Genomic DNA, 22030 nt, shown 5'->3' on the forward strand with positions numbered 1-22030 from the left:
GCGATGGACCAGACTTTCGCCGCAGCGCCCTCCCCCGATCCGCTCGAGGGACGCCCGGAGCCGGACAGCGCGGCTCCGCCGCCCCGGCCCTCCTCCACGGCCGGCTGGCTCGGGGCCCTGGCCCGCACGGCGCGGATCGACGCGAGTCCGGAGCGCATCTTCCCCCTCGTGCTGGACGCCGTCACCGCCGAACGTCCCCATGCGCCGGCCCTGATCGGCCGGGACGAGACCCTGAGCCATCGGGAACTCGCCGCCCGCCGCAACCGCTACGCCCGCTGGGCGCTGGCGCGCGGGCTCGCCAAGGGCGACACCGTCGCCCTCTTGATGCGGAACTGCCCGGATTATCTCGCGGTCTGGCTCGGGCTGACCCGCGTCGGCGTCTGCGTGGCGCTGCTCAACACCCACCTGCGCGGCGCCGGCCTCGCCCATTGCCTTGCGGTCGCCGCCCCCCGCCTCGTGATCGCTGCCGCCGACCTCGCCGACGTGCTGCACGGGGCCCTGCCCCATCTCGCCGAGCCGCCGGAGATTGTGTGGCAAGGGCCGGACGCAAGCAATTCGCTCGCCGCCGCCTCGGCGGATTTCGACGAGGCTGCGCTCGGGCCCGACGAGGCGCCCTCCGTCACGCTGCGCGATCCCGCGCTGCTGATCTACACCTCCGGCACGACCGGCCTGCCGAAGGCCGCGCGGGTGAGCCACCACCGGGTGATGATGTGGACCCATTGGTTCGCCGGGCTGATCGACCCGACGCCTGACGACCGCATGTACGATTGCCTGCCGCTCTACCACAGCGTCGGCGGCGTGGTGGCGCCGGGCTCGGTGCTGCTCGGCGGGGGCTCGGTGGTGATCCGCGAGAAATTTTCCGCCAGCCGGTTCTGGGCCGACGTGGCCGAGAGCGGGGCGACCCTGTTCCAGTATATCGGCGAGCTCTGCCGCTACCTCACGCTCGCCGCCCCCGACCCCGCCGAGGGTCGGCACCGCCTGCGGCTCTGCACCGGCAACGGGATGCGCGCGGATGTCTGGGAGGCGTTCCAGGCGCGCTTCGCGATCCCCCGCATCCTCGAATTCTACGCCGCGACCGAGGGCACGCTCTCGCTCTACAACGTCGAGGGCCGGGTCGGCGCGGTGGGGCGCGTGCCCGCCTTCATGGCCCGGCGCTCGCCGGCCCTGATCGTCCGCCACGACGTCGCCACGGGCCTGCCCGCCCGCGATGCGCGGGGGCGCTGCATCCCGGCCGAATTCGGCGAGGCCGGCGAATTGCTCGGCCGGCTCTCGGAGCGGGCGGAATACACGTTCGAGGGCTATACCAGCGCCGCGGAGAGTGCGTCCAAGGTGCTGCGCGACGTGATCGAACCCAATGATGCCTGGATGCGCACCGGCGACCTGATGCGCCGGGACGCACAGGGCTTCTTCACCTTCGTCGACCGGATCGGCGACACCTTTCGCTGGAAGGGCGAGAACGTGGCCACCACCGAGGTCGCCGAGGCGCTCCACCGGGTCGCGGGCGTGCGTGAGGCCAACGTCTACGGCGTATCCGTGCCGGGGGCGGAAGGCCGGGCAGGCATGGCAGCGCTCGCGGTCGGGCCGGATTTCGACCTCGCGCATCTGCACGCCGAGATGCAGACCCGGCTTCCGGCCTATGCCCGGCCGCTGTTCCTGCGCCTGAGCGACGAACTCGGTCACACCGAGACCTTCAAGCAGAAGAAGGCCGCGTTGGCCGAGGACGGCTTCGACCCCGCCCGGACCGACGACCCGCTCTACATCGACCGCGATGGCGCCTACCGTCGGATCAATGCGGCCCTCTACGCGGAGATCGCCGGGAGCAGGCTGCGGCTGTGACTCGCTGCTGCGCCCTCTCAATCCGGGTTTCGAACGGACAAGTCCTTTCGCGGGTCCAGGGCAGAGCTCCGGTGAAGGGAAGCCCCGGCGCCCCGCCAAAGGGATGATCCCTCTGGGATCGCGCATTTCAGGCCGGCTGAAGGCTGCCGAGCGTGCCCGACGGGGCCCGCAGGACGCGGCGTAGCAGCCCAGCGAGGACGAGGCAGACCAGCACTTCGCTCGTGATGGCCACGCCGAGCAGGCCCTCGACGCCGAACCCGCGCACCGCCGGGTAGACCAGGGCGAGGTTGACGGCCGCCGCCGCGGCCGTCGCGGCGAAGACCGCACCGGTCCGCTCCAGCGCGCGAAACGCGCAGATCTGCGCGAAGGACACGAGCGAGACCGGAAACAGCAGCGAGTACCACGCCACCACCCAGGCGTAGGCCGCCATGTCCGGCCCGAACGCCGCCGCAAGCAGGCTTTTGCCGGTGAGCGCCAGCAGCGCCGTGAAGCTCAGGCCTCCGGCAAAGCCGATGGCGGCGGTGACGCCGATGACCGGCCGCAGACCGTGGAGGCCGCTTTGCGCCAGCGCCCGGCCCGCGATCGGCGGAACGATGTTCTCGAGGGCGTCGCGGATCAGATTGAGAACACCGAGGATGCTCTGCGCCGCGCGCAGCACGCCGATCAGCGTCACGCCGAGCAGGGCTCCGGCGACGAGCAGGCCGCCATAGCCGCTCAGCCATTGCATCAGCCCCGTGAGCACCAGCCAGCGGCCGGAATGCCATTGCCGCCGGCTCGCCGCGCCGAACTCGCCCGCCCGCCACGCCAGCGGACCCCGGAACGGGATCGCGCAGAGGCAGGACAGGGCGGCCGAGGCCGCGACGACCTCCAGGGCGCGGGTCGGCGAGAGCATCCCTGCCCGGCCGAGCAGGATCAGGCCCGCGAGCTTGATCCCCTGGTTGAGCGCATCGATCCCCAGAACGACCGGCGGCCGTCCGCGGGCGAACAGGTAGCGGCGGCAGAAGTCCTGGGCGAGGTGGGCGGCGCAGGCCGCGCCCGCCGCGAGCCCCAGCGCCCCGTCGCCGAAAGCCAGAGCGAGCCCGATCGCGACGGCCCCGCCGGCGAGCGTCAGGAAGGCGGCTTCGTGGACGAGGACGATGGCGTAATAGGCCGGCCGCGCCTCCTCGCCCAGGCCCGGCCCGATGCTGATCATCGGGCAGACGACGAGGCCGAGCTGCAGGCTGACGGTGAGCAGCACCGCGATCCAGGCGGTCGAGAACAGGCCGAAAGCCTCCAGGCCGAGCGCGTGCGCCAGCACGATGGTGGTGGCGAAGTTGCAGGCGCTCACCAGCGCCTGATCGGCCACCGAGAGCGCCGGTCCGGCCGCCCCTCGCGCAAGACCCCTTCGCCCGAGTACCGCGCGGCGGGCGCCGGCCAGGGCACGGAGGTCGCGCGGGGGGGCGGGCATGCTGTGTCCGGGTGAGGGCGAGGAGATGAAAAGGCGGCCGGAAGGAAGCCTTGGCGACCCTAGACGAGGCGGGCGCACGCACCACGCGGACATCGGGAGAGGCGGCGCCAATTCCTCGATCGTTCGGGGTACGTCGGAAGTACGGGCCGGCGCGCTCCCGATGCGCCGCCGGCCTCGATTGTCAGGACGTGCGCCGCCCGCGAGACTTCGCCCCGATCGAACCGGTGGCGATTGTCGATGGGCGGGTGTTGATGGCAGCGACGACGACCATCCATGCCCTGTCGCGGGAAAGCCGCCTCGCGGAGCTGTTCCTGGCGGCGCTCGGCATCGCGTTTGCCGGGTACATGATCTTCGGCAAGAGCTTCGCCTATCTCGGCCTGCCGCCGCTCTATGCCGGCGAATTGCTGTTCCTGCTGGGGCTTCTCGCCGCGCTGCGGGCGGGATCGGGCATCAACCTCGCGGCCGGGCTCGCCACCGCCCCGGCCCTCTGCCTCGCCGCGCTGATGGGCTGGGTGCTGCTGCGGACGCTCACCGGCCTGCGCGAGTACCGGGTCGATGCCCTGCGCGACGGCGCGGTCGCGCTCTACGGCGGCTACGCCTTCGTCCTGATCGCCCTTCTGCTCGACGATCCGCGCCGGCTCGGGAGCCTGCTGCGGATGTTCCGCTGGCTCGCCCGCATCGTGATCCCTCTGGCGATCATCGCCTTCATCCTCGGCGACGTGCCGTTCTTCGCGGCGCGGGCGGGCGAACTCTCGGCCCATCTGACCGGTGCCTGCGTTCTGGCGCTGGTCGGCCTCGTCCGGGTCGGGCCGGGCTGGATCGCCTTCGTCGGCCTCGGCGCGTTGCTCGCCGCCGCGCAGAACCGCGGCTCCATGCTGGCGATCGCGGTGCCGGTCGGCCTCGCCCTTCTGGCGGTCGGGCAATGGAAGCGGATGGCCGCGACGCTGATCCTCGGCGCCGGCCTTCTGGGCGCTGCCGCCGCCCTCGATGTCGAGGTGGATCTGCCCAACAGCGACCGGCCGGTCAGCGCGGCGGCGGTGGTGAACAACATCGTCAGTATCGTCGCCCCGAGCAGCGGCGGCAACCTCGACGACACCAAGCAGTGGCGGCTGCGCTGGTGGAACACCATCGTCGGCTACACCGTGCACGGACCCTATTTCTGGACCGGCAAGGGCTTCGGGCCGAACCTGGCCGAGGCCGACGGCTACGTGGTCGGGCTGGAGAATGGCGGGCCGACCCTGCGCAGCCCGCACAGCATCCACATGACCTACCTCGCCCGCAGCGGCGTGCCCGGCCTCGCCCTGTGGCTTCTCACCTGCGCCGTCTGGATGGCGGCCATGATCGCCGCCTTCTGGCGGGCGCGACGGATGGGCGAGCGGAAATGGGAGGGCTTCTTCCTGTTCATCGCCTGCTACGTCGCCTCGATCGTCATCGATGCGAGCTTCGACGTCGCCCTGGAGGGGCCGATGCTGGCGATTCCGTTCTGGACGCTGATCGGCATCGGCATCGGCGCCGCGATGATCTTCCGGGCGCAGGCCGCCGCCCTCCCGTCCGATACGCCGTTCCGGCCCGGACGGGCGCGAATGTCCCTGGGCGCGCTCGCCGGTCTCGTGCTCCTCGCGCCCTGGCCTGCGGCGCCCGCCCGTGCCGAAGAGAGCCGCCGCACGGTCAGCGACCCGTCCGGCCCCTGCCTCGTGCTACGCGACGTCTCCGACCGTACCATCGAAAACCTCGACCTCGGGCCGTGCGGCGGCGAGGGGGTGCGGATCGAGCGTTCGCGCAACGTGACGATCCGCAATCTCACGATCCGCGACACCGGGGATGTCGGCATCTATGTCGAGGGGAGCGACGGGGTCACCATCGAGGAGAACCGGATCGACAACACCCTCTCGGGCATCCGCGCGCTCTCCTCCACCGGGGTCGAGGTTCGCTGCAACAGCGTGCGCAACGTCCGGGGTCCGATTCCGGCCGGTCAGTTCGTGCAGTTCGACAAGGTGACAGGGCCCGGCAACGGCATCTCCTGCAACATCGGCGAGAACGAGCCCGGCCGCGGCGTGCCGGAGGATGCGATCAGCCTGTTCCAGTCGCGCGGCGAGCCGGGGCGGCCGATCCTGGTCGGCCGCAACCGCCTCGTCGGCGGCGGTCCGAGCCAGTCCGGCGGCGGGATCATGCTCGGCGATGGCGGCGGTGCCTACCTGGAAGCCCGCGACAACCTGCTGATCGATCCGGGCCAGTACGGGATCGCGGTGGCGAGCGGCAACCACATGACGATCGCCGGCAATGTCGTGATCGCCCGGCCGCAGCTCTTCACCAATGTCGGCATCTCGGTCTGGAACCAGTACGCCGAGCCCTGCCACACCGTGACGGTGAGCGGAAACAGCGTCGACTGGCGCGCCCGCACCGGCCGGCCCAACCCGTGGTGGGACGCCAAGAACTGCGCCGGCACGCTCTGGTCGCTCAACCGGACGCTTTCCCTCGATCCGCAGCGCGAGATCGCGGCTCAAGCCCCCTGCGCCTGCCGGACGGCCGGGCGTACCGCAGAATCCCCCGCCCTCCTCAAAACTCCGAAAGAAGCCGCGCGATGAGCGACCCGGTGCAAGGCCCCGTGCAAGACCCTCTGCAACACCCGGTCAATGCGGAGCGCCCCGACATCGTGGTGCTGGCGCTGGCACGCAATTGTGCGGCCACCCTCCCCGCCTTCCTGCGCTTCCTCTCCTCCTTGAGGGAGGCGGGGCTCGATTGCCGCGCTCTCGTCGGCGAGAACGATTCCCGCGACGGCACCGGGGCGTTGCTCTGGGCGGCGCAGGCGCGGGGCGAACTCAGCCATGTCCCCACCGCCTTCATGGCCGATATCCGCGGCCGGCTGGCGCGGATGGCCCGGGGCCGCGAACACCTCAAGCGCGTGCTGGACGGTCAGGGACCGGCGCCCGCCTATGTCTGTGTCGCCGACATCGACAACGTCATGGCGCGCCCGCCCGAAGCGGGGGCGGTTCTCGCGGCGCTGGCCAAGCTGGAGCGGCCGGGCCTGTTCGCCGTCTCGGCGGCGTCGCAGCCGCACTATTACGATCTGCTCGCCTACGAGGACGAGGCGGTGAGCTACGAGTACCTTCTCGACGACATCGCCCGCCACCGCCGCGGCGCGCTCGGCTATTACCGCTTCTTCTCCGACACGATCTACCCGGCGCAAAGTGCTCTGACCCGGGAGCGCGAGACCACCTGCCTCTCGGCGTTCAACGGGCTGACGCTCTACCGCGGCGCGGATTATCGCCTCGGCTCCTATCTCGACGACGATTACGCGCGCTGCGAGCACCTCACCCTCAACCGCCGCATCGCCGCCGCCACGGGCCGGCGGATGCTGGTCGATCCCGGCCTCGTCCTGCGCACCCCCGGCGACCACGCCCAGCGCGGGTTTCTCTCGTTCTACGCGAGCCGGGTGCGGAAGATGGCGGTGGCGCGGCTGCGGGGGTGACGAGATTGGCCGGTGGCGGATTTGGGGGCGGCTCGGGACGAGACTCTTCCGACCCGAGTCCTCTCACCTTCGGCGGCCGCCTCGCCCCCTCCTTCGAGGAAGGCGAGACGTGGCCCTCTTCCCGCGTGCGGGGATAAGGGGAATCAACGGTTCCCGATCAGCGAACCGGTCGCGGAGGCGTGGGACCGTCATTTCCTCAGCGGCACGCCCTTCGTGGTGAAGTGCTGCCCGCCGCCTGCGGGGCGTATGGGTCGCGGCTGGCCTCGCCCCTTGCTCGCGCCCGAACCTGTTCCCGGCGGCTGCGAGAACGGCACGAGCTGGTCCGGTCTCGGCCCGATGAGATCCGCACGGCCCATCTCGCGCAGCGCCTCGCGAAGCAGGGGCCAGTTCTCGGGGTCGTGGTAGCGCAGGAACGCCTTGTGCAGCCGCCGCTGCCGCAGGCCCTTGATCGCATCGACCGGCTCGCTGCCGCCGCGCCGCACGCCCTGCAGCGGGTTGATCTCGGTATGGTACATGGTCGTGGCGGTCGCCATGGGCGAGGGCAGGAACGTCTGCACCTGATCGGCGCGGTAGTCGTTCTTCTTGAGCCAGAGCGCGAGGTTCAGCATGTCCTCGTCGGTCGTGCCCGGATGCGCCGCGATGAAATACGGGATCAGGTAGTATTTCTTGCCGGCCTTCTTGGCGGCGGCGTCGAACATCTCCTTGAAGCGGTCGTAGGTGCCGATTCCCGGCTTCATCATCAGGTCGAGGGGGCCGCGCTCCGTGTGCTCGGGCGCGATCTTGAGGCGCCCGCCGACATGGTGGGTCACGAGCTCCTCGACGTATTCGGGGCTTCGGACCGCGAGGTCGTAGCGCACGCCGGAGGCGACCATCACCTTCTTGACGCCCTTCACCTCGCGGACCTTGCGATAGAGCCGGATCAGGTCGTCGTGCGAGGTGTTCAGGTTGGGGCAGATGTCCGGGAAGACGCAGGATGGCAGCCGGCACGCCGCCTCGATCTTCGGGTCCTTGCAGGCCATCCGGTACATGTTCGCGGTCGGCCCGCCGACATCCGAGATCACGCCGGTGAAGCCCGGCGTCTTGTCGCGGATCCGCTCGATCTCGCGCAGGATCGAGCCCTCCGAGCGGTTCTGGATGACGCGGCCCTCGTGCTCGGTGATGGAGCAGAAGGTGCAGCCGCCGAAGCAGCCGCGCATGATCGTCACCGAGAACTTGATCATGTCCCAGGCGGGGATCTTCGCGTCGCCGTAGGACGGGTGGGGCGCCCGCGCGTAGGGCAGGTCGTAGACCGCATCCATCTCGTCGCTGGTCAACGGGATCGGCGGCGGGTTCAGCCACAGGTCGCGGTCGCCGTGGCGCTGGACGAGCGGTCGCGCGTTGCCGGGATTGGCCTCCCGGTGCAGCACCCGCGAGGCGCGGGCATAGGCCTCCTTGTCGTCCTTGACCTCGTCGTAGGCGGGGAGCCGGATCACGGTGTCGCCGGGCCGGCGGGCGGCGGCCTCGTCCGTCGAGTCGAGATCGTCGGCGGGCAGCTCGGTGTAATGCCCCGGCACGCGGCGGAACAGGGCGACGCCCCGAACGGATTCGAGTTCGTGCGGCGCCTCGCCGGCTGCCATGCGGTTGGCCACCTCGACCACGGCGCGCTCGGCATTGCCGTAAAGGAGCAGGTCCGCTTTGGCGTCGGCCAGGATCGAGCGGCGCACCTTGTCGGACCAGTAATCGTAGTGGGCGATGCGCCGCAGCGAGGCCTCGATGCCGCCGAGCACGATCGGCACGTCCTTGTAGGCCTCGCGGCAGCGCTGCGTGTAGACGATGGTGCAGCGGTCCGGCCGCCTTCCGCCTTCCCCGCCCGCCGTGTAGGCGTCGTCATGGCGCAGGCGACGGTCCGCCGTGTAGCGGTTCACCATCGAATCGAGGTTGCCGCCGGTGACGCCGAAGAACAGACGCGGCTTGCCGAGCGCCTTGAACGGCTCGGCCGACTGCCAGTCGGGCTGCGCGATGATGCCGACCCGGAACCCCTGCGCTTCGAGCAGCCGGCCGATGATCGCCATGCCGAAGCTCGGATGATCCACATAGGCGTCACCCGTCACCAGCACGATGTCGCAGGCGTCCCAGCCGAGCGCCGTCATCTCGGCGCGGCTCATCGGCAGGAACGGCGCAGCCTTTCCGGGGGGCGGTTTGCAGGCCAAGGGCGCCAAGGATCGCTCGGTTGAAGCTCGGAGTTCCATGGGGTCCATCCATAGGCCGCCCAGGCCGCGAGCTCAACGAAGGGCAAGCGGGCCATCCGTCGCCCCTTGATCCCGACCCTGCGCGATGCCTGGGCCCGGCGCTGGCCCTCAGGCCGAAAGCATCACGGCTCGGGCGGGGCCTTCGGGTTCTTCTCGGTGCGGTCGCGGTGGGCGGCGGCGCGGGCGAGCAGCAGCATCGTCACCGGCGTGGTGATGGTGATGAACAGGCCGATCAGCACGTCGCGCAGGATGATGTGACCCGCGATCAGCGACAGCAGCAGCATCGAGCCGGCCAGGATCAGGAAGGCGCCGAGCGTGGCCCCGAGCGTCGGGGCGTGAACGCGCTCGTAGAAGGTTTTCAGGCGGATGAGCCCGAGCGCGCCCGTCAGCGAGAACCCGGCGCCGGTCAGCGCCAGCGCCACGACGATCCAGGCCGCCCAGACGGGCAGATCGGCGCCGGTCACTGGATCACCTCGCCCTGCATCAGGAACTTGGCGAGCGCCACGGTGGCGGTGAAGCCGATCATGCCCAGGATCAGCGCGCCCTCGAAATAGAGTCCGCTGCCGGTGCGCATGCCGTGGACGACGATCGCCAGCATGCCGTTGAGGTAGAGCGTGTCGAGGCCGAGGATGCGGTCCTGGGCGCGGGGGCCGCGCAGCATCCGCCACGCGGCCAGCGCCATCGCCAGCACCAGCATGCCTTGGGCGAGGCCGAGGCCCCAATCGAGGATGGTGGCGGCGCTCACGCGAAGATCTCCATCAGGGGGCGCTCGTAGCGGTCCTTGACGCGGCGGACCCAGCCCTCGCTGTCGGTGTCGTCGAGGAGGTGCATCAGCAGGCGCCCGGTATGGGAATCGTACTGGACCCAGAGGGTGCCGGGCGTCGCGGTCAGGATGATCGACAGCACCGACAGGCCGAACGGCGTCGTCATGTCGAGGGGGATCGAGACGAAGCCCGTCCGCCGCTCAGCCCGATGCAGGCCGAGGATGATCCTGGCCACGTCGATGTTGGAGCGCAGCATATCGTAGAGGACGTTGAACAGCAGCCGCACGGCGAGACCGGGGCGGCGGACCCGCACCGGCCTCGGGCGCAGCGCCCGCATCACCGCCGGCACGACCAGCCCGACGAGGACCGCAAGCACGACGTTGCCCGGTGTCGGCGGCGCGTTCAGCAGCAGCCACATCAGGATGAGGCCGGCGGAGAGGAAGGGGTGAGGCAGGAGCGCGTTCATGAGCGTGACCCCGCTGCACCCTTGCCGGCGTCGCCGTTGCCTGCGCCACTCCCGCCCGCTTCCCCTTTGCCCGAATCGAGGACGGCGCGGACGTAGTCCTGCGGCTGCGACAGCCAGCGCACGGTGGCCTCGCTGTAGGCGAGCGCCGGGCCGCCCCAGAGCGCGAGCGCGATGCAGGCCGCGAGCAGGACGCTGAGGCTCGCCAGTTCCGGCGTCCGCATCACCGGCGGCGGGTCGTCGTGGGGCACCCACAGGCTGAAGATGCCGAGCCGCACCAGGGGAATCAGGGTGCCGAGGCTGGACAGCGTGAGCGCGGCGATCAGCCACCAGGCCGAGGCGGTCATGGTGTTCGAGGCGAGCCCCGAGAACATCGCCAGCTTGCCGACGAAGCCCGCGAGCGGCGGGATGCCGGCGAGCATCAGCGTGCAGAGCAGGAAGCCGCTGCCGAGGATCGCCACCGCGGCAGGGATCGCCCGGCCGACCTCGACGGCGTCGGCATCGTCGAAGGGATCGCGGTACTCGTCGGCGAAGACGGGCTGGGCGGCGTCCGCCGGGTCGCGGCCCCGCTGCAGGATCTCGGCCAGCAGGAACAGGGCGCCGGCCGCGCAGGTCGAGCCGACGAGGTAGTAGAGTGCGCCGGAGAGCGCCGCCGCGCTGCCGGTGCCGAGCGCTGCGAGCACCGTGCCCGACGAGATCATCACCGCGTAGCCCGCCGCCCGCGTCAGGTGGCGCGCGGCCAGGATGCCGAAGGTGCCGAAGGCGATGGTCGCGAGGCCGGTGACGAGGATCCAGCTCTGGCCGAACCCTGCCGAGCTGCCGTCCTCGAACAGGAGCAGGCTGAGGCGGATCACGACGTAGACGCCGACCTTGCTGAGGATCGCCAGGATCGCCGACGCCGGGGCGGTGGCGGCGGAATAGGTGGTCGGCAGCCAGAAGCCGAGGGGCCAGGCGCTGCACTTGATGAGGAAGGCGATGCCGAGCACGGCGCAGCCGACCTCGAACAGGGCGGCCTCGGCCGGAGGGCTCGCGAGCCGCCGGGCGAGGTCGGCCATATTGAGCGTGCCCATCGTGCCGTAGATCAGGCTGACGCCGATGAGGAAGAACAGCGAGGCGACGAGGTTGACGGCGATGTAGCCGAGACCCGCCCGGATGCGGGTCTCGCCCGAGCCGTGCAGGACGAGGCCGTAGGAGGCGGCCAGCATCACCTCGAAGAACACGAACAGGTTGAACACGTCACCGGTGAGGAAGGCGCCGTTCACCCCCATCAAGAGCAGCAGGAACAGGCCGTGGAAGCGTGGGCCCGCCCGGCCCCATCGGGCGAAGGAGAAGACGAGGGCGGCAAGCCCCAGCACGCCGGCCAGCGTCAACATCACCGCCGAGAGCCGGTCGGCCACCAGCACGATGCCGTAGGGCGCCGCCCAGTTGCCGAGTCGGTAGACCTCCGGCGCCTCGGCCGCCCGGCCGACGAGGGCGAGGGCGATACCCAGCAGCACCAGCACCGTGGCGAGACTGATCGCCGATTTCAGGCGGTGGCGCCGCTCGTCCATCAGGAACATGACACCGGCCGCGGCGATCGGCAGCACGATCGGCAGGACGACGAGATGATCGGACCACAGGACCGCGCCGGGGCCGCTCAGGAGGGGCGCGTTCATGGATGCGGGTTCTCCGGCGTGGGTTCGGCGTGATGCGGCTCCCGGCCGTCGACGTGATCGCTGCCGGTGATGCCGCGGGCCGCGAGCAGCACCACGAGGAAGAGGGCGGTGAGCGCGAAGCTGATCACCAGAGCGGTGAGCACCAGGGCCTGCGGTACCGGATCATCGACCGAGACGGTCTCGGGCCCGGCCCCGAGCACCGGCGGCGCGCCGACGGTGAGGCGGCCCATGGCGAAGATGAAGAGGTTGACGGCGTAGCTCAGCAGCGAGAGCCCGAGCGCCACCTGGAAGGTGCGCGGGCGCAGCATCAGCCACACGCCGGAGGCGGCGAAGATGCCGATTCCGGCCGACAGCACGATCTCCATTACGCCGTCTCCTCGCCGGCCTGTTCGGCCTCCGCCTCCGCACTGCGGGTGCGGCGCAGGGATTGGTGGGCGAGCGCCACCAGCATCAGCGCGCTCGCACCCACCACCAGCACCATGATCCCGAGATCGAACACCAGGGCGCTCGCCGCCGGGACCTTGCCGAGCAGCGGCAACTCCCAATAGGCGAAGTAGGCGGTGAGGAAGGGCCGCCCGAACGCCCACGAGGCCGCGCCGGCGCCCACCGCGATGAGCAGGCCGAGGCCGATCCACGAGATCGGCTGGATGCGCAGGCGCTCCTCCACCCACTGCGCGCCGCAGGCCATGTATTGCAGGATGAAGGCGATGGTGAGCGCGATGCCCGCCGCGAAGCCGCCGCCGGGCAGGTCGTGGCCGCGCAGGAACAGGTGCAGCGACAGCAGCACGATGAACGGGAACAGCCACGTCATCACCACCCGCGGCACCAGCAGGGCGTCGGCGGTGGTGTCGCCGGGTTTGCGGCCCTCTCGGGCGCGGTCGTAGGCGTCGTGGTGGTGCTGCTGCTTGGGCCGTTCCAGGCTGTCCGGCGCCGGGCGGAAGCGGCGCAGCAGCGCGAACACCGTGAGGCCGACGACGCCGAGCACCGAGATCTCGCCCAGCGTGTCGAAGGCGCGGAAATCGACCAGCAGCACGTTGACGACGTTGCGCCCGCCCGCCTGCGGATAGGCCTCCTCGATGAACCAGCGCGCGATGCCGTCGCCGGCCGGGCGGGTCATCACGGCGTAGGCGAGGCCGGCGAGCCCGAGCCCGGCAAAGCCCGCGATGCAGAGATCGACGAGGCGGCGGCGGCGGGCCCGCGCCTTCTCGGCGGCGGGCGCGGGAATCGCCTGGTCGCGCTTGGGCAGCCAGCGCAGGCCCAGCAGCAGCATGACGGTGGTGACGATCTCGACGAGGATCTGCGTCACCGCAAGATCCGGCGCCGAGAGCCAGAGGAAGGTCAGGCTGCTGACGAGCCCTGCCCCGCCGACGAAGATCGTGGCCGAGAGGCGATGATACTTCGCCCGCTCCGCCGCACCGATCGCGCAGGCGCCGCCGACGAGCCACATCAGCGCGAAGGCGGGATCGAAGGGTGTCAGCCGGCCCGGCGCGAAGAGGTCGAGGCTGCGGGCGATGCCGGTCGCCAGTGCGGCGAGCAGGGCGGCGAGGAACAGGATGCGCAATTGCGGCTGGAGCCGCTCGGCGCCGAAGGCCCGTTCCAGCAGGCGGGCGCCCTTCGTCAGGCCGGTCATCGACCGCTCGAACAGCCAGCCGCCGTCGAGCCGGTCCATCAGCCAGGGACCGCCGCGGGGGTTGGTATTGATGCGCTTGCCGAACAGCACATACAGCACGACGCCGCCGACGAGCGCGACCATGCTGAGCGCCAGCGCCGCGTTGAAGCCGTGCCAGATCGCGAGGCTGTAGGTCGGGGCGTTGTCGCCGAATACCGCACCGACGGCGCGCTCCAGGGCCGGGCCGATGGTGAGGTTCGGGACGAGGCCGATGGCGATGCAGGTGAGCACCAGCATCTCGATCGGAATGCGCATCCACCGCACCGGCTCGTGCGGCGTCTCCGGCAGGTCGTGCGGGGGTGGGCCGAAGAAGGTCTGGCGGATGAAGCGTAGCGAGTAGAGCATGGTGAAGGCGCTGGCCAGCGTCGCCAGCACCGGCAGGGCGAGGTGGATCGGGTGGTCGCCCATGTTGTCGACCGCCTCGGAGAGGAACATCTCCTTCGAGAGGAACCCGTTGAGCAGCGGCACGCCGGCCATCGCCGCGGCGGCGACCATCGCCAGCGTGGCCGTATACGGCATGGCCCGCCACAGGCCGGAGAGGCGGCGCATGTCGCGCGTGCCGGTCTCGTGGTCGATGATGCCGACCGCCATGAACAGCGAGGCCTTGAAGGTCGCGTGGTTCACCGTGTGGAAGATCGCGGCGACCACGGCGAGCGGCGAGTTGAGGCCGAGCAGCAGCGTGATCAGCCCGAGATGGCTGATGGTCGAGTAGGCGAGCAGGCCCTTCAGGTCGTGCTGGAAGATCGCGCTCCAAGAGCCGACCAGCAGGGTCGCCATGCCGGCGCTGCCGACGATCCAGTACCACGCGTCGGTGCCCGCGAGCACCGGCCACAGGCGGATCATCAGGAAGATCCCGGCTTTCACCATGGTGGCGGAGTGCAGGTAGGCGCTGATCGGCGTCGGCGCCGACATCGCCCGCGGGAGCCAGATGTGGAACGGGAACTGCGCCGACTTGGTGAGCGCGCCCATGAGCACCAGCACCAGGGCCGGCAGGTAGAGCGGGCTGTTGCGGATCGTGTCGCCCGAGGCCAGCACGGTGGCCAGATCGTAGCTGCCGACGATGCGCCCGATCAGCACCGTTCCGACCAAGAGGCACAGGCCGCCGGCGGCGGTGATGGTCAGCGACATCCGCGCCCCGTCCCGCGCCGCCGCGTTGTCGTACCAGTAGCCGATCAGCAGGAACGAGACGATGCTCGTCAGTTCCCAGAACAGGACGAGCTGGATCAGGTTGCCGGAAAGCACGATGCCGAGCATCGCGCCGACGAAGGCGAGAAAATAGGAGAAGAGCCGCGGCACCGGGTCGGCGGCGGCCATGTAGTAGCGGGCGTAGAGCACCACCAGCGCGCCGATGGCGAGCACCAGCACCGCGAAGAGCCACGCGAGCCCGTCGAGCCGCAGGACGAGGTTGACGCCGAGGCTCGGCAGCCACTCGACGGCATGGACGACGGTACCGCCCCCGCCGAGTTGCGGGGTCAGCGCGAGGAGACAGCCGAGGCTGGCCAGCATCACCAGCCCGGCGGAGACCGCCGCAGCCGTGCGCGCGCGGCTCGGCAAGGCAGCTGTGAGCACGGAGCCCGCGAAGGGCAGGATCGCTGCGGCGGCGAGAAGGGCGTTGGACGACATCAACCCGTGCGAGATGCAGGCTCGGAAGCGGCCTGAAGGACGAAAAGGGACGGCGCGTGAGAGCCAAGCCGCTCGCCCTGGCGGGCGCGGCCTTCGCGGATGCACTTAAGGCATGCCCGACGGTTCGACCGCAAGGGATCGGCGAGGAAAAGGCGAAATCGGCCCGATGGTTGCGCGGCGTGAGAATCCGCACCTGGCCCCCCAAGCGCACCGGAAGCCGGTCGGATGGAGGCGCGAACGGCAACCGTTGTCTGAATAGGGCGTGGGCGATCGACTTGAGCCTGTGGGCCGGTCCGACGAAGGGCAGGCCCTGCCCTCCTGCAACGAAGCCTCGGGACAGGCCGTATGAATGTCGGAACTGCCGGTGACGCGACGAACCCGTCGGAACACGATGTGGCGACGCTGGGCGAGCGGATCTGGCTCGCCACGGAGATGGCGTGCGATCCGATCTGGAACGCGTATCGGGATCGCCTCGGCGTCCAGCCGCCGCTGCAGACCGTGGGCGCCATTCTCGCCACCACCCGCGGCCGGTTCGGCCCCGAGGCGCAGACGGAGGCCTTGCGGATCGCGGCCCGTGTCAGCGACGAGACCGTGCTGCGCCTGACGGAGCGGTTGATCCAGGCGCGGGACGCGCAAGCGGTCCTGCGCACGTCGCGGGCCGCCTTCCTGCGCTCCCTCGTGACCCTCGCCGCAGGCCCGGAGGCCCCGCCTTCGCCGGCTCCGATCGCGCCGTGATGCGGGGATGACGCCCTCGGGCCTCCGCGGCGTCATCCTCGGTGTCTCTCACGAAGCGCCCGCCGCGCCGCCGTGACCGACGGAGAGCCGTCCGGCGGCCGGGAGCTGTCGTGGGATCTCAGAGCGGAAAGGCCGCCAGCGCTTGTTCGAGCGCGCGCCGTGCCATCTGCCGCGCGGCGGCCTCCGTCTGCGTCTCGGATTCGATGGCGGGCACCCGCACCGTCGCCGCGACCTCGACGACGTCGCGTCCCGGGTCCGGCCGGCCGAACAGAACCCGCACCACAACCTGCCGCCGGCCGTCGATCACGTCCTGCGTTTCCTGGGTCATCCGAACCGGCATCCGCGTCTCCCTCCAAGCCGGCGGCGCCCGATGCGCCCTCGCCGTCTCCGGCAGGACGAACGAAGCGCGGGGCGAAGCGTTGCCTGGATAGCACCGGGGCGGGCTGAGGCTATGGGCCGCGCGGGCGCAGCGGGATTGAAACGGTTCGGCGGGTGAACGGGTCGCGATCTCCTCGCCCCGGCCGATCCGGCAAGGATCAACGGCAAGGATCAAATGCTTCGCCCGCCGGACGCCGATCGTTTACCGTCGAAAGTCCCGAAATCTTCACGAGACGCGATCACTCTGTCCAGTGACGGGCCGGCGATCCCGTTTTGATACGGCTTTCCTCAGGCACACACTTTGCGGAACCGGCAAAGTTCAATCCTGCGCGGTTTCGGCCGTCCCGGGGTGGAGCGATGACGCGGTGACAGACGAGCGTTTGCGCCGTGCCGGATTTCGAACCGGTCAGAGACTCCGACGATCGATCGCAGACGGGACCAAGTCATGGACGCCAGAAAAGCTCCCAACGTCGTCATCATCGGTCTCGGTTACGTCGGCCTGACCCTGTCCGTTGCTCTGGCCCGCCGCGGTGTCCAAGTCTACGGCATCGAGAAGCGGGCCGACGTCGTCGAGAAGACCAATGCCGGCGTGCCGCATTTCGCCGAGGTCGGGCTTCAGGCCGCCCTCGCCGACGTCGTGAAGAAGGGCCGCTTCGTCGCGAGCACGACGACGCAGGACGTGCCGCGGGCCGAGTACTACATCATCACGGTGGGCACCCCGCTCTATCCCGGCTCGCACGAGCCGCGTCTCGACATGATCGAGGAGGCGACCCGCGAGGTGGCCGAGCACTTCACCGACGGCGCGACGGTGATCCTGCGCTCGACCGTGCGGATCGGCACGACCACCGGCGTGGTGAAGCCGATCCTCGACCGCACCGGCACCGACTACCACCTCGCCATGTGCCCCGAGCGGACGCTCGAGGGCGATGCCATGCGCGAACTCATCAACCTGCCGCAGATCGTCGGCGGTGAGACGCCGGACGCGTCCGACGCGGCGGCCGCCCTGTTCAGCCGCCTGACCCACACCATCGTCCGGGTCGCCAGCCCCGAGACGGCGGAGATGATCAAGCTCGTGGACAACACCTCGCGCGACGTCCACTTCGCCTTCGCCAACGAGGTGGCGCGGGCCTGCGACGCGCTCGGCATCAACGCCAACGACGTGATCCGCTACGGCAAACTCGGCTATACCCGCACCAATGTCGCCGCGCCGGGCCTCGTCGGCGGTCCCTGCCTCGAGAAGGACCCGCACATCCTGCTCTCCTCGGTCTCCGGCAAGGGCGTGAACCTCGAGATCACCGCGGCCTCCCGCCTCGTCAACGAGCGCCAGCCGGCGGAGACGGTGGGCAGCCTCGTCGAGCGGCTGCGGGCCCGCCGCGCCGGGCCGTTCAAGGCGGTGGTCGCCGGCCTCGCCTTCAAGGGCCGCCCGGAAACCGATGACCTGCGCGGGTCGATGTCCCTCCACGTCATCCGCGAGATGATGGCGACCGAGCAGTTCTCCGAGATCCGGGTCTATGACGGCGTGGTGCCGATGGATCACATCCGGGCGATCTCGTCGGGGCTGACGCCCTACGACAACCTCGCCGCCGCCTGCGCCGGCGCCGACGTGCTCGTGATCGCCAACAACCATCCGGAATATTCGAAGATCGACCTGGAAACGATCATCGGTACGATGTCGGACGACGCCTTCGTCTACGATTACTGGAACAACCTCAGCGAGATGCCGGCGGAGGTTCTGGAAAATCGCTACGTCACCGTGGGCAACCTCGTGGGTAAGTTTCAATGAGCAGACTGGCTGTCACCGGGGCGGGCGGATTCATCGGCGCCCACCTCACCCGCGCGCTCCTGGCCGAGGGGCACGAGGTCGTCGCGATCGACAACTACATCCGCGGACAGGCCTCGCGGCTCGCCAGCGCCCAGGGCGCGATCGAGCGGGTGACGCTCGACGTGCGTGACAAGGATGCGCTGGTCGAGGCGCTCCGGGGCGTCGAGTGCGTGTTTCATCTGGCCGCCGTCAACGGCACGGAGAACTTCTACACGCAGCCGCAGCTCGTGCTCGATGTCGGCGTGCGCGGCGCGCTCGCCGTCTCCGAAGCCTGCATCGAGGCCGGTGTGCCCGATCTCGTCGTCGCCTCCTCGGCGGAGGTCTACCAGACCCCGCGCGTGGTGCCGACCGACGAGACCATCGAGATGGTGATCCCCGACTCGCTCAACCCGCGCTATTCCTATGGCGGGTCGAAGCTGATCTCGGAACTGATCGCCTTCAACTATTGCCGCGACAAGTTGCGCAAGGTCCAAGTCTTCCGCCCGCACAACATCTACGGGCCGGATATGGGCTGGAAGCACGTCGTGCCGCAGCTCATCGAGAAGATCGTCGCGGCCGGTGACGGCGGATCGATCACGCTCCAGGGCGACGGCAGCGAGACCCGCGCCTTCTGCTACGTCAGCGACGTCGTCGACGGCATCGTCCGGATGTGGCGCGATGGCGAGAGCATGAACGTCTACCATATCGGCTCGATGGAGGAGGTCGCGATCCGCGATCTCGCCCGGATCACCGCGGAGGCGCTCGGCACCCGCGTCGAGCTGATCGCCGGACCGGCCGCCGCCGGGGCGACGCCGCGCCGCTGCCCCGACATCGGCAAGATGCAGGCGATCGGCTACGCGCCGAGCGTTTCCCTGGTCCAGGGCATCGAGCGCACGGTCGCGTGGTACCGCGAGAATCCGGCGCCGACCGATTCCAACCCGCTTCTGTAGGGGCCGACCGATGCACAGCTTGGCGGGCAAGACCGTCTTCGTCGCCGGACATCGCGGCCTCGTCGGCAGCGCTCTGGTACGGCGTTTGAAGGGTGAGGATTGCGAGGTCCTCACCGCGACGCGGGCGGAACTCGACCTGTGCGATCAGGCCGCCGTGCGCGCCTGGATGCGAGAGCGGCGGCCGGACGCGGTGTTCCTGGCCGCGGCTAAGGTCGGCGGGATCCTGGCCAACGCGACCTACCCGGCTGACTTCCTCTACGAGAACCTGATGATCGAGGCGAACGTCATCGAGGCGGCGTTCCGCGAGGATGTCGGCAAGCTGCTGTTCCTCGGATCGAGCTGCATCTACCCGAAATTCGCCGAACAGCCGATCGTTGAAGCGAGCCTGCTCACCGGCTCGCTGGAACCGACCAACGAATGGTACGCGATCGCCAAGATCTCCGGGATCAAGCTCGCCCAGGCCTATCGGCAGCAGCACGGCCGCGACTTCATCTCGGCCATGCCGACCAACCTCTACGGGCCGGGCGACAATTTCGACCTCAATTCCAGCCACGTCCTGCCGGCCCTGATCCGCAAGGCGCACGAGGCCAAGCGCTCCGGCGCCAAGGAGATGGTGATCTGGGGCACCGGTTCGCCGCGCCGTGAGTTCCTGCACGTCGATGACTGCGCCGACGCCTGCGTGCACCTGATGAGGACCTATTCGGAGGCCGAGCACGTCAATGTCGGCTCGGGCGAGGACATCCCAATCTACGACCTGACCCGCCTCGTCTGCGACGTCGTCGGCTTCGAGGGCGAGATCGTGCGCGATCCGAGCAAGCCCGACGGCACCCCGCGCAAGCTGATGTCGGCGGACAAGCTGCGTTGCCGCGGCTGGGCGCCGAAGGTGCCGCTGCGGGACGGTATCGCCGCGACCTATGCGTGGTTCCAGGAGCATGTCGCCCATGGCTGAGATCGAGGGAAGCCTGTCCATGAGCGACGCCGTGGCCATCCCGGCCTCCGGGCCCTACGCACTCCGGATCAACCGGAACGACCCCTACCTCGTCCAGGCGGACGGGCCGGCGGCGCATCGTCTCCCGGCGACCCGCATCCTCGGCGTGCCGGTGAGCGTCATCGACATGCCGTTCGCTGTCCGCACCCTCATCGGCTGGGCGCGGGCGCGGCGCACCAGCATGATCTGCGTGCGCGACGTGCACGGCATCATGTGCGCTCAGGACCAGCCCGATCTGAGGGCCGCGCACGAGCGGGCCAGCATGATCACCCCGGACGGCGCGCCGCTCACGATCATCAGCCGGTTCTTCCGGGCGCACGGCACCGGCCGCGTGCCGGGCCCCTCGCTGATGGAGGAGATGTTCGCGGCCACCCAGAACACCGGCATCCGCCACTATCTCTACGGCGGCAAGGAGGGCGTGGCCGAGCAGGTCGCGTCGAATTTCGCCCGCAAGTATCCCGGCACCGAAGTCTGCGGCCTCGCTTGCCCGCCCTTCGGCGCCGTCGCGCCCGATCTCGACGCGCGGCTCACCGATGCAATCAAGGCGGCCGAGCCGCACATCGTCTGGGTCGGCATGTCGACGCCCAAGCAGGACATCTGGATGAACGATCACCTCGATCGTTTGCCGGGCATGGTGCTGATCGGGGTCGGTGCCGCCTTCGATTTCCATTCCGGAGCGGTCAAGCGTGCGCCGAAACTCATGCAGGTGCTCGCCCTCGAATGGCTGCACCGGCTCCTGAGCGAGCCCCGGCGGCTGTGGCGGCGCTATCTCGTCATGGCGCCCGTCTTCCTGTGGAAGATCGCGCGCCAACCCGAGCCGCGCCGGTCGTAAGGAGCCCTCTGTTGCGCGTCCTCATCGTCCACAACCACTACCAGATCCGGGGCGGCGAGGACGCGGTGGTGGAGCACGAGGCCGCGGCCCTGGCCGCGGCCGGCTGCACGGTCGAGACCCTGGCCTTCCACAACGACGAGATCCGCACGCCGCTGGACCGCCTGCGCACAGCGTTCGAGGCGCCGCACGCGCCCCGCGGCATCGCCCGCGTGGTCGCGGCGGTGGAGCGCTTCCGGCCGGACGTAGTCCACGCCCACAACACCTTCCCCCTGGTCTCGCCCGCCATGCACGGGGTGGTGCGGGCGCTCGGCCCGGTGACGGTGCAGACGCTGCACAATTTCCGCCTCGCCTGCGCCGGCGCGATCCTGATGCGCGACGGCGCGCCCTGCGAGACCTGCCTCACCGGCTCCGCCTACGCGGCGGTGCGCCACGGCTGCTACCGCGGCTCGCGGCTCGGCACGTTTGCCGTGGCGCGGATGATCGACCGCCACCGCCGGGCCGGCACTTGGACGCGGGACGTCGATGCCTTCGTCGCGCTGACCGAATTCGCCCGCGATCGCTTCATCGCGGCGGGTTTGCCCGCGCACCGCATCTTCGTGAAGCCCAACGGCCTGCTCGATCCGGGACCGCCGGATGACGGCCCGCGCGAGGGCATCCTGTTCGCCGGCCGCCTCAGTGTCGAGAAGGGTGTGGAGATCCTGAAGGGGGCCGCCGCCCTCCTCGCCGCACCGGTCGATGTCGCGGGCGAAGGGCCGCTGCGGGAAAGCCTCGAAGGCGCGCCGGGGCTCAACCTGCTCGGCGCCCTGCCCCGCGCGGAAATGCGGGCGCGGATGAGCCGGGCCGTCGCCCTCGTCGTGCCTTCGCTGTGTTACGAGGGGCTGCCGATGGTCGTGGCCGAGGCCTATGCGGCGGGCACGCCGGTCATCGCCTCGCGGATCGGTGCGCTCACCGGCCTCGTGGAGGAGGGCGTGACGGGCCTGCTGGTGACGCCGGGCGATCCGACCGAACTCGCGCGAGCCATCGAGCGGCTGCGCGCCCGGCCTGAGGAAGCCCGGCGGATGGGCGCGGCCGCCCGTGCTGCCTACCTGCGTGATTGGACCGAGACGGCGACGACCGCCACGCTGCTGACGGTCTACCGGTCGGCGCTCGCCGCACGGATGCGGGAAGGGCGCGCCATCGCGTGAGGAGGCGT

General features: G+C 70.2%; 18 protein-coding genes. 9 read left to right on the forward strand and 9 right to left on the reverse strand.

The annotated features are described in order from the left end of the window. Positions 1-3: 3 nt before the first annotated feature. Positions 4-1836: a long-chain-acyl-CoA synthetase gene (locus tag E4V01_RS11705; protein ID WP_135298444.1), complete on the forward strand. Its 1833-nt coding sequence runs from the start codon at positions 4-6 to the stop codon at positions 1834-1836. A gap of 127 nt (positions 1837-1963) precedes the next feature. Here the strand turns inward: E4V01_RS11705 and E4V01_RS11710 are convergent, their stop codons facing one another. Beyond that, the gene (locus E4V01_RS11710; RefSeq protein WP_135298445.1) at positions 1964-3283 is read right to left on the reverse strand and encodes a lipopolysaccharide biosynthesis protein; all 1320 of its coding nucleotides are present in this window, start codon (positions 3281-3283) and stop codon (positions 1964-1966) included. Between the two features lie 251 nt (positions 3284-3534). Here E4V01_RS11710 and E4V01_RS11715 point away from each other — a divergent pair, with 251 nt between their 5' ends. Together E4V01_RS11715 and E4V01_RS11720 are read left to right on the forward strand one after the other, a co-directional pair. Beyond that, positions 3535-5868, forward strand: coding sequence for a right-handed parallel beta-helix repeat-containing protein (locus E4V01_RS11715; RefSeq protein ID WP_135298446.1), 2334 nt, complete (start codon positions 3535-3537; stop codon positions 5866-5868). Then, positions 5865-6752 (forward strand): glycosyltransferase family 2 protein, encoded by an 888-nt coding sequence (locus E4V01_RS11720; protein WP_135298447.1) that lies wholly within the window; start codon positions 5865-5867, stop codon positions 6750-6752. The genes E4V01_RS11715 and E4V01_RS11720 overlap by 4 nt, the downstream gene beginning before the upstream one ends. Positions 6753-6940: 188 nt before the next feature. On the opposite strand, the gene E4V01_RS11725 is transcribed toward E4V01_RS11720, so the two are convergent. The 7 genes from E4V01_RS11725 to E4V01_RS11755 all read right to left on the reverse strand — a co-directional run bounded on the left by E4V01_RS11725 (position 6941) and on the right by E4V01_RS11755 (position 15154). Then, positions 6941-8980: a YgiQ family radical SAM protein gene (locus tag E4V01_RS11725; protein ID WP_135298448.1), complete on the reverse strand. Its 2040-nt coding sequence runs from the start codon at positions 8978-8980 to the stop codon at positions 6941-6943. 122 nt (positions 8981-9102) lie between these two features. Beyond that, positions 9103-9444, reverse strand: a complete 342-nt coding sequence (gene mnhG, locus E4V01_RS11730; protein WP_135298449.1) for a monovalent cation/H(+) antiporter subunit G — start codon at positions 9442-9444, stop codon at positions 9103-9105. Next, on the reverse strand, positions 9441-9725 hold the full coding sequence (locus E4V01_RS11735) for a K+/H+ antiporter subunit F (RefSeq protein ID WP_012255673.1): 285 nt from the start codon (positions 9723-9725) through the stop codon (positions 9441-9443). Before E4V01_RS11735 ends, mnhG begins: the two co-directional genes overlap by 4 nt. Further along, on the reverse strand, positions 9722-10210 hold the full coding sequence (locus tag E4V01_RS11740) for a Na+/H+ antiporter subunit E (RefSeq protein WP_135298450.1): 489 nt from the start codon (positions 10208-10210) through the stop codon (positions 9722-9724). Before E4V01_RS11740 ends, E4V01_RS11735 begins: the two co-directional genes overlap by 4 nt. Beyond that, the gene (locus tag E4V01_RS11745) at positions 10207-11862 is read right to left on the reverse strand and encodes a monovalent cation/H+ antiporter subunit D (protein ID WP_135298451.1); all 1656 of its coding nucleotides are present in this window, start codon (positions 11860-11862) and stop codon (positions 10207-10209) included. Before E4V01_RS11745 ends, E4V01_RS11740 begins: the two co-directional genes overlap by 4 nt. Beyond that, complete coding sequence (locus tag E4V01_RS11750; RefSeq protein WP_015952758.1) at positions 11859-12227, reverse strand: Na+/H+ antiporter subunit C; 369 nt, start codon at positions 12225-12227, stop codon at positions 11859-11861. The genes E4V01_RS11745 and E4V01_RS11750 overlap by 4 nt, the downstream gene beginning before the upstream one ends. Further along, a complete protein-coding gene (locus E4V01_RS11755; RefSeq protein ID WP_135298501.1) occupies positions 12227-15154 on the reverse strand; it encodes a monovalent cation/H+ antiporter subunit A in 2928 nt (975 codons plus the stop codon). Before E4V01_RS11755 ends, E4V01_RS11750 begins: the two co-directional genes overlap by 1 nt. Positions 15155-15499: 345 nt before the next feature. Between E4V01_RS11755 and E4V01_RS11760 the strand changes: the two genes are divergently transcribed. Next, positions 15500-15889 (forward strand): hypothetical protein, encoded by a 390-nt coding sequence (locus E4V01_RS11760; RefSeq protein WP_060771870.1) that lies wholly within the window; start codon positions 15500-15502, stop codon positions 15887-15889. Between the two features lie 118 nt (positions 15890-16007). On the opposite strand, the gene E4V01_RS11765 is transcribed toward E4V01_RS11760, so the two are convergent. Then, the gene (locus tag E4V01_RS11765) at positions 16008-16229 is read right to left on the reverse strand and encodes a hypothetical protein (RefSeq protein ID WP_135298452.1); all 222 of its coding nucleotides are present in this window, start codon (positions 16227-16229) and stop codon (positions 16008-16010) included. 483 nt (positions 16230-16712) lie between these two features. Here E4V01_RS11765 and E4V01_RS11770 point away from each other — a divergent pair, with 483 nt between their 5' ends. From E4V01_RS11770 to E4V01_RS11790, 5 genes are read left to right on the forward strand one after another with little or no spacing between them, the layout of a single operon-like run. Beyond that, a complete protein-coding gene (locus tag E4V01_RS11770) occupies positions 16713-18050 on the forward strand; it encodes a nucleotide sugar dehydrogenase (RefSeq protein WP_060771872.1) in 1338 nt (445 codons plus the stop codon). After that, the gene (locus tag E4V01_RS11775) at positions 18047-19018 is read left to right on the forward strand and encodes an NAD(P)-dependent oxidoreductase (RefSeq protein WP_135298453.1); all 972 of its coding nucleotides are present in this window, start codon (positions 18047-18049) and stop codon (positions 19016-19018) included. The genes E4V01_RS11770 and E4V01_RS11775 overlap by 4 nt, the downstream gene beginning before the upstream one ends. 10 nt (positions 19019-19028) lie before the next feature. Next, positions 19029-19967 (forward strand): GDP-L-fucose synthase, encoded by a 939-nt coding sequence (locus E4V01_RS11780; RefSeq protein ID WP_135298454.1) that lies wholly within the window; start codon positions 19029-19031, stop codon positions 19965-19967. Further along, a complete protein-coding gene (locus E4V01_RS11785; RefSeq protein WP_135298455.1) occupies positions 19960-20838 on the forward strand; it encodes a WecB/TagA/CpsF family glycosyltransferase in 879 nt (292 codons plus the stop codon). Before E4V01_RS11780 ends, E4V01_RS11785 begins: the two co-directional genes overlap by 8 nt. Before the next feature lie 11 nt (positions 20839-20849). Continuing rightward, positions 20850-22022 carry a glycosyltransferase gene (locus E4V01_RS11790; RefSeq protein ID WP_135298456.1) on the forward strand — a complete coding sequence of 391 codons (1173 nt, stop codon included), beginning with the start codon at positions 20850-20852 and terminating at the stop codon, positions 22020-22022. The last annotated feature ends 8 nt before the right edge of the window (positions 22023-22030 follow it).

It is taken from the genome of Methylorubrum sp. Q1 (assembly GCF_004683995.1).
GTDB lineage: Bacteria > Pseudomonadota > Alphaproteobacteria > Rhizobiales > Beijerinckiaceae > Methylobacterium.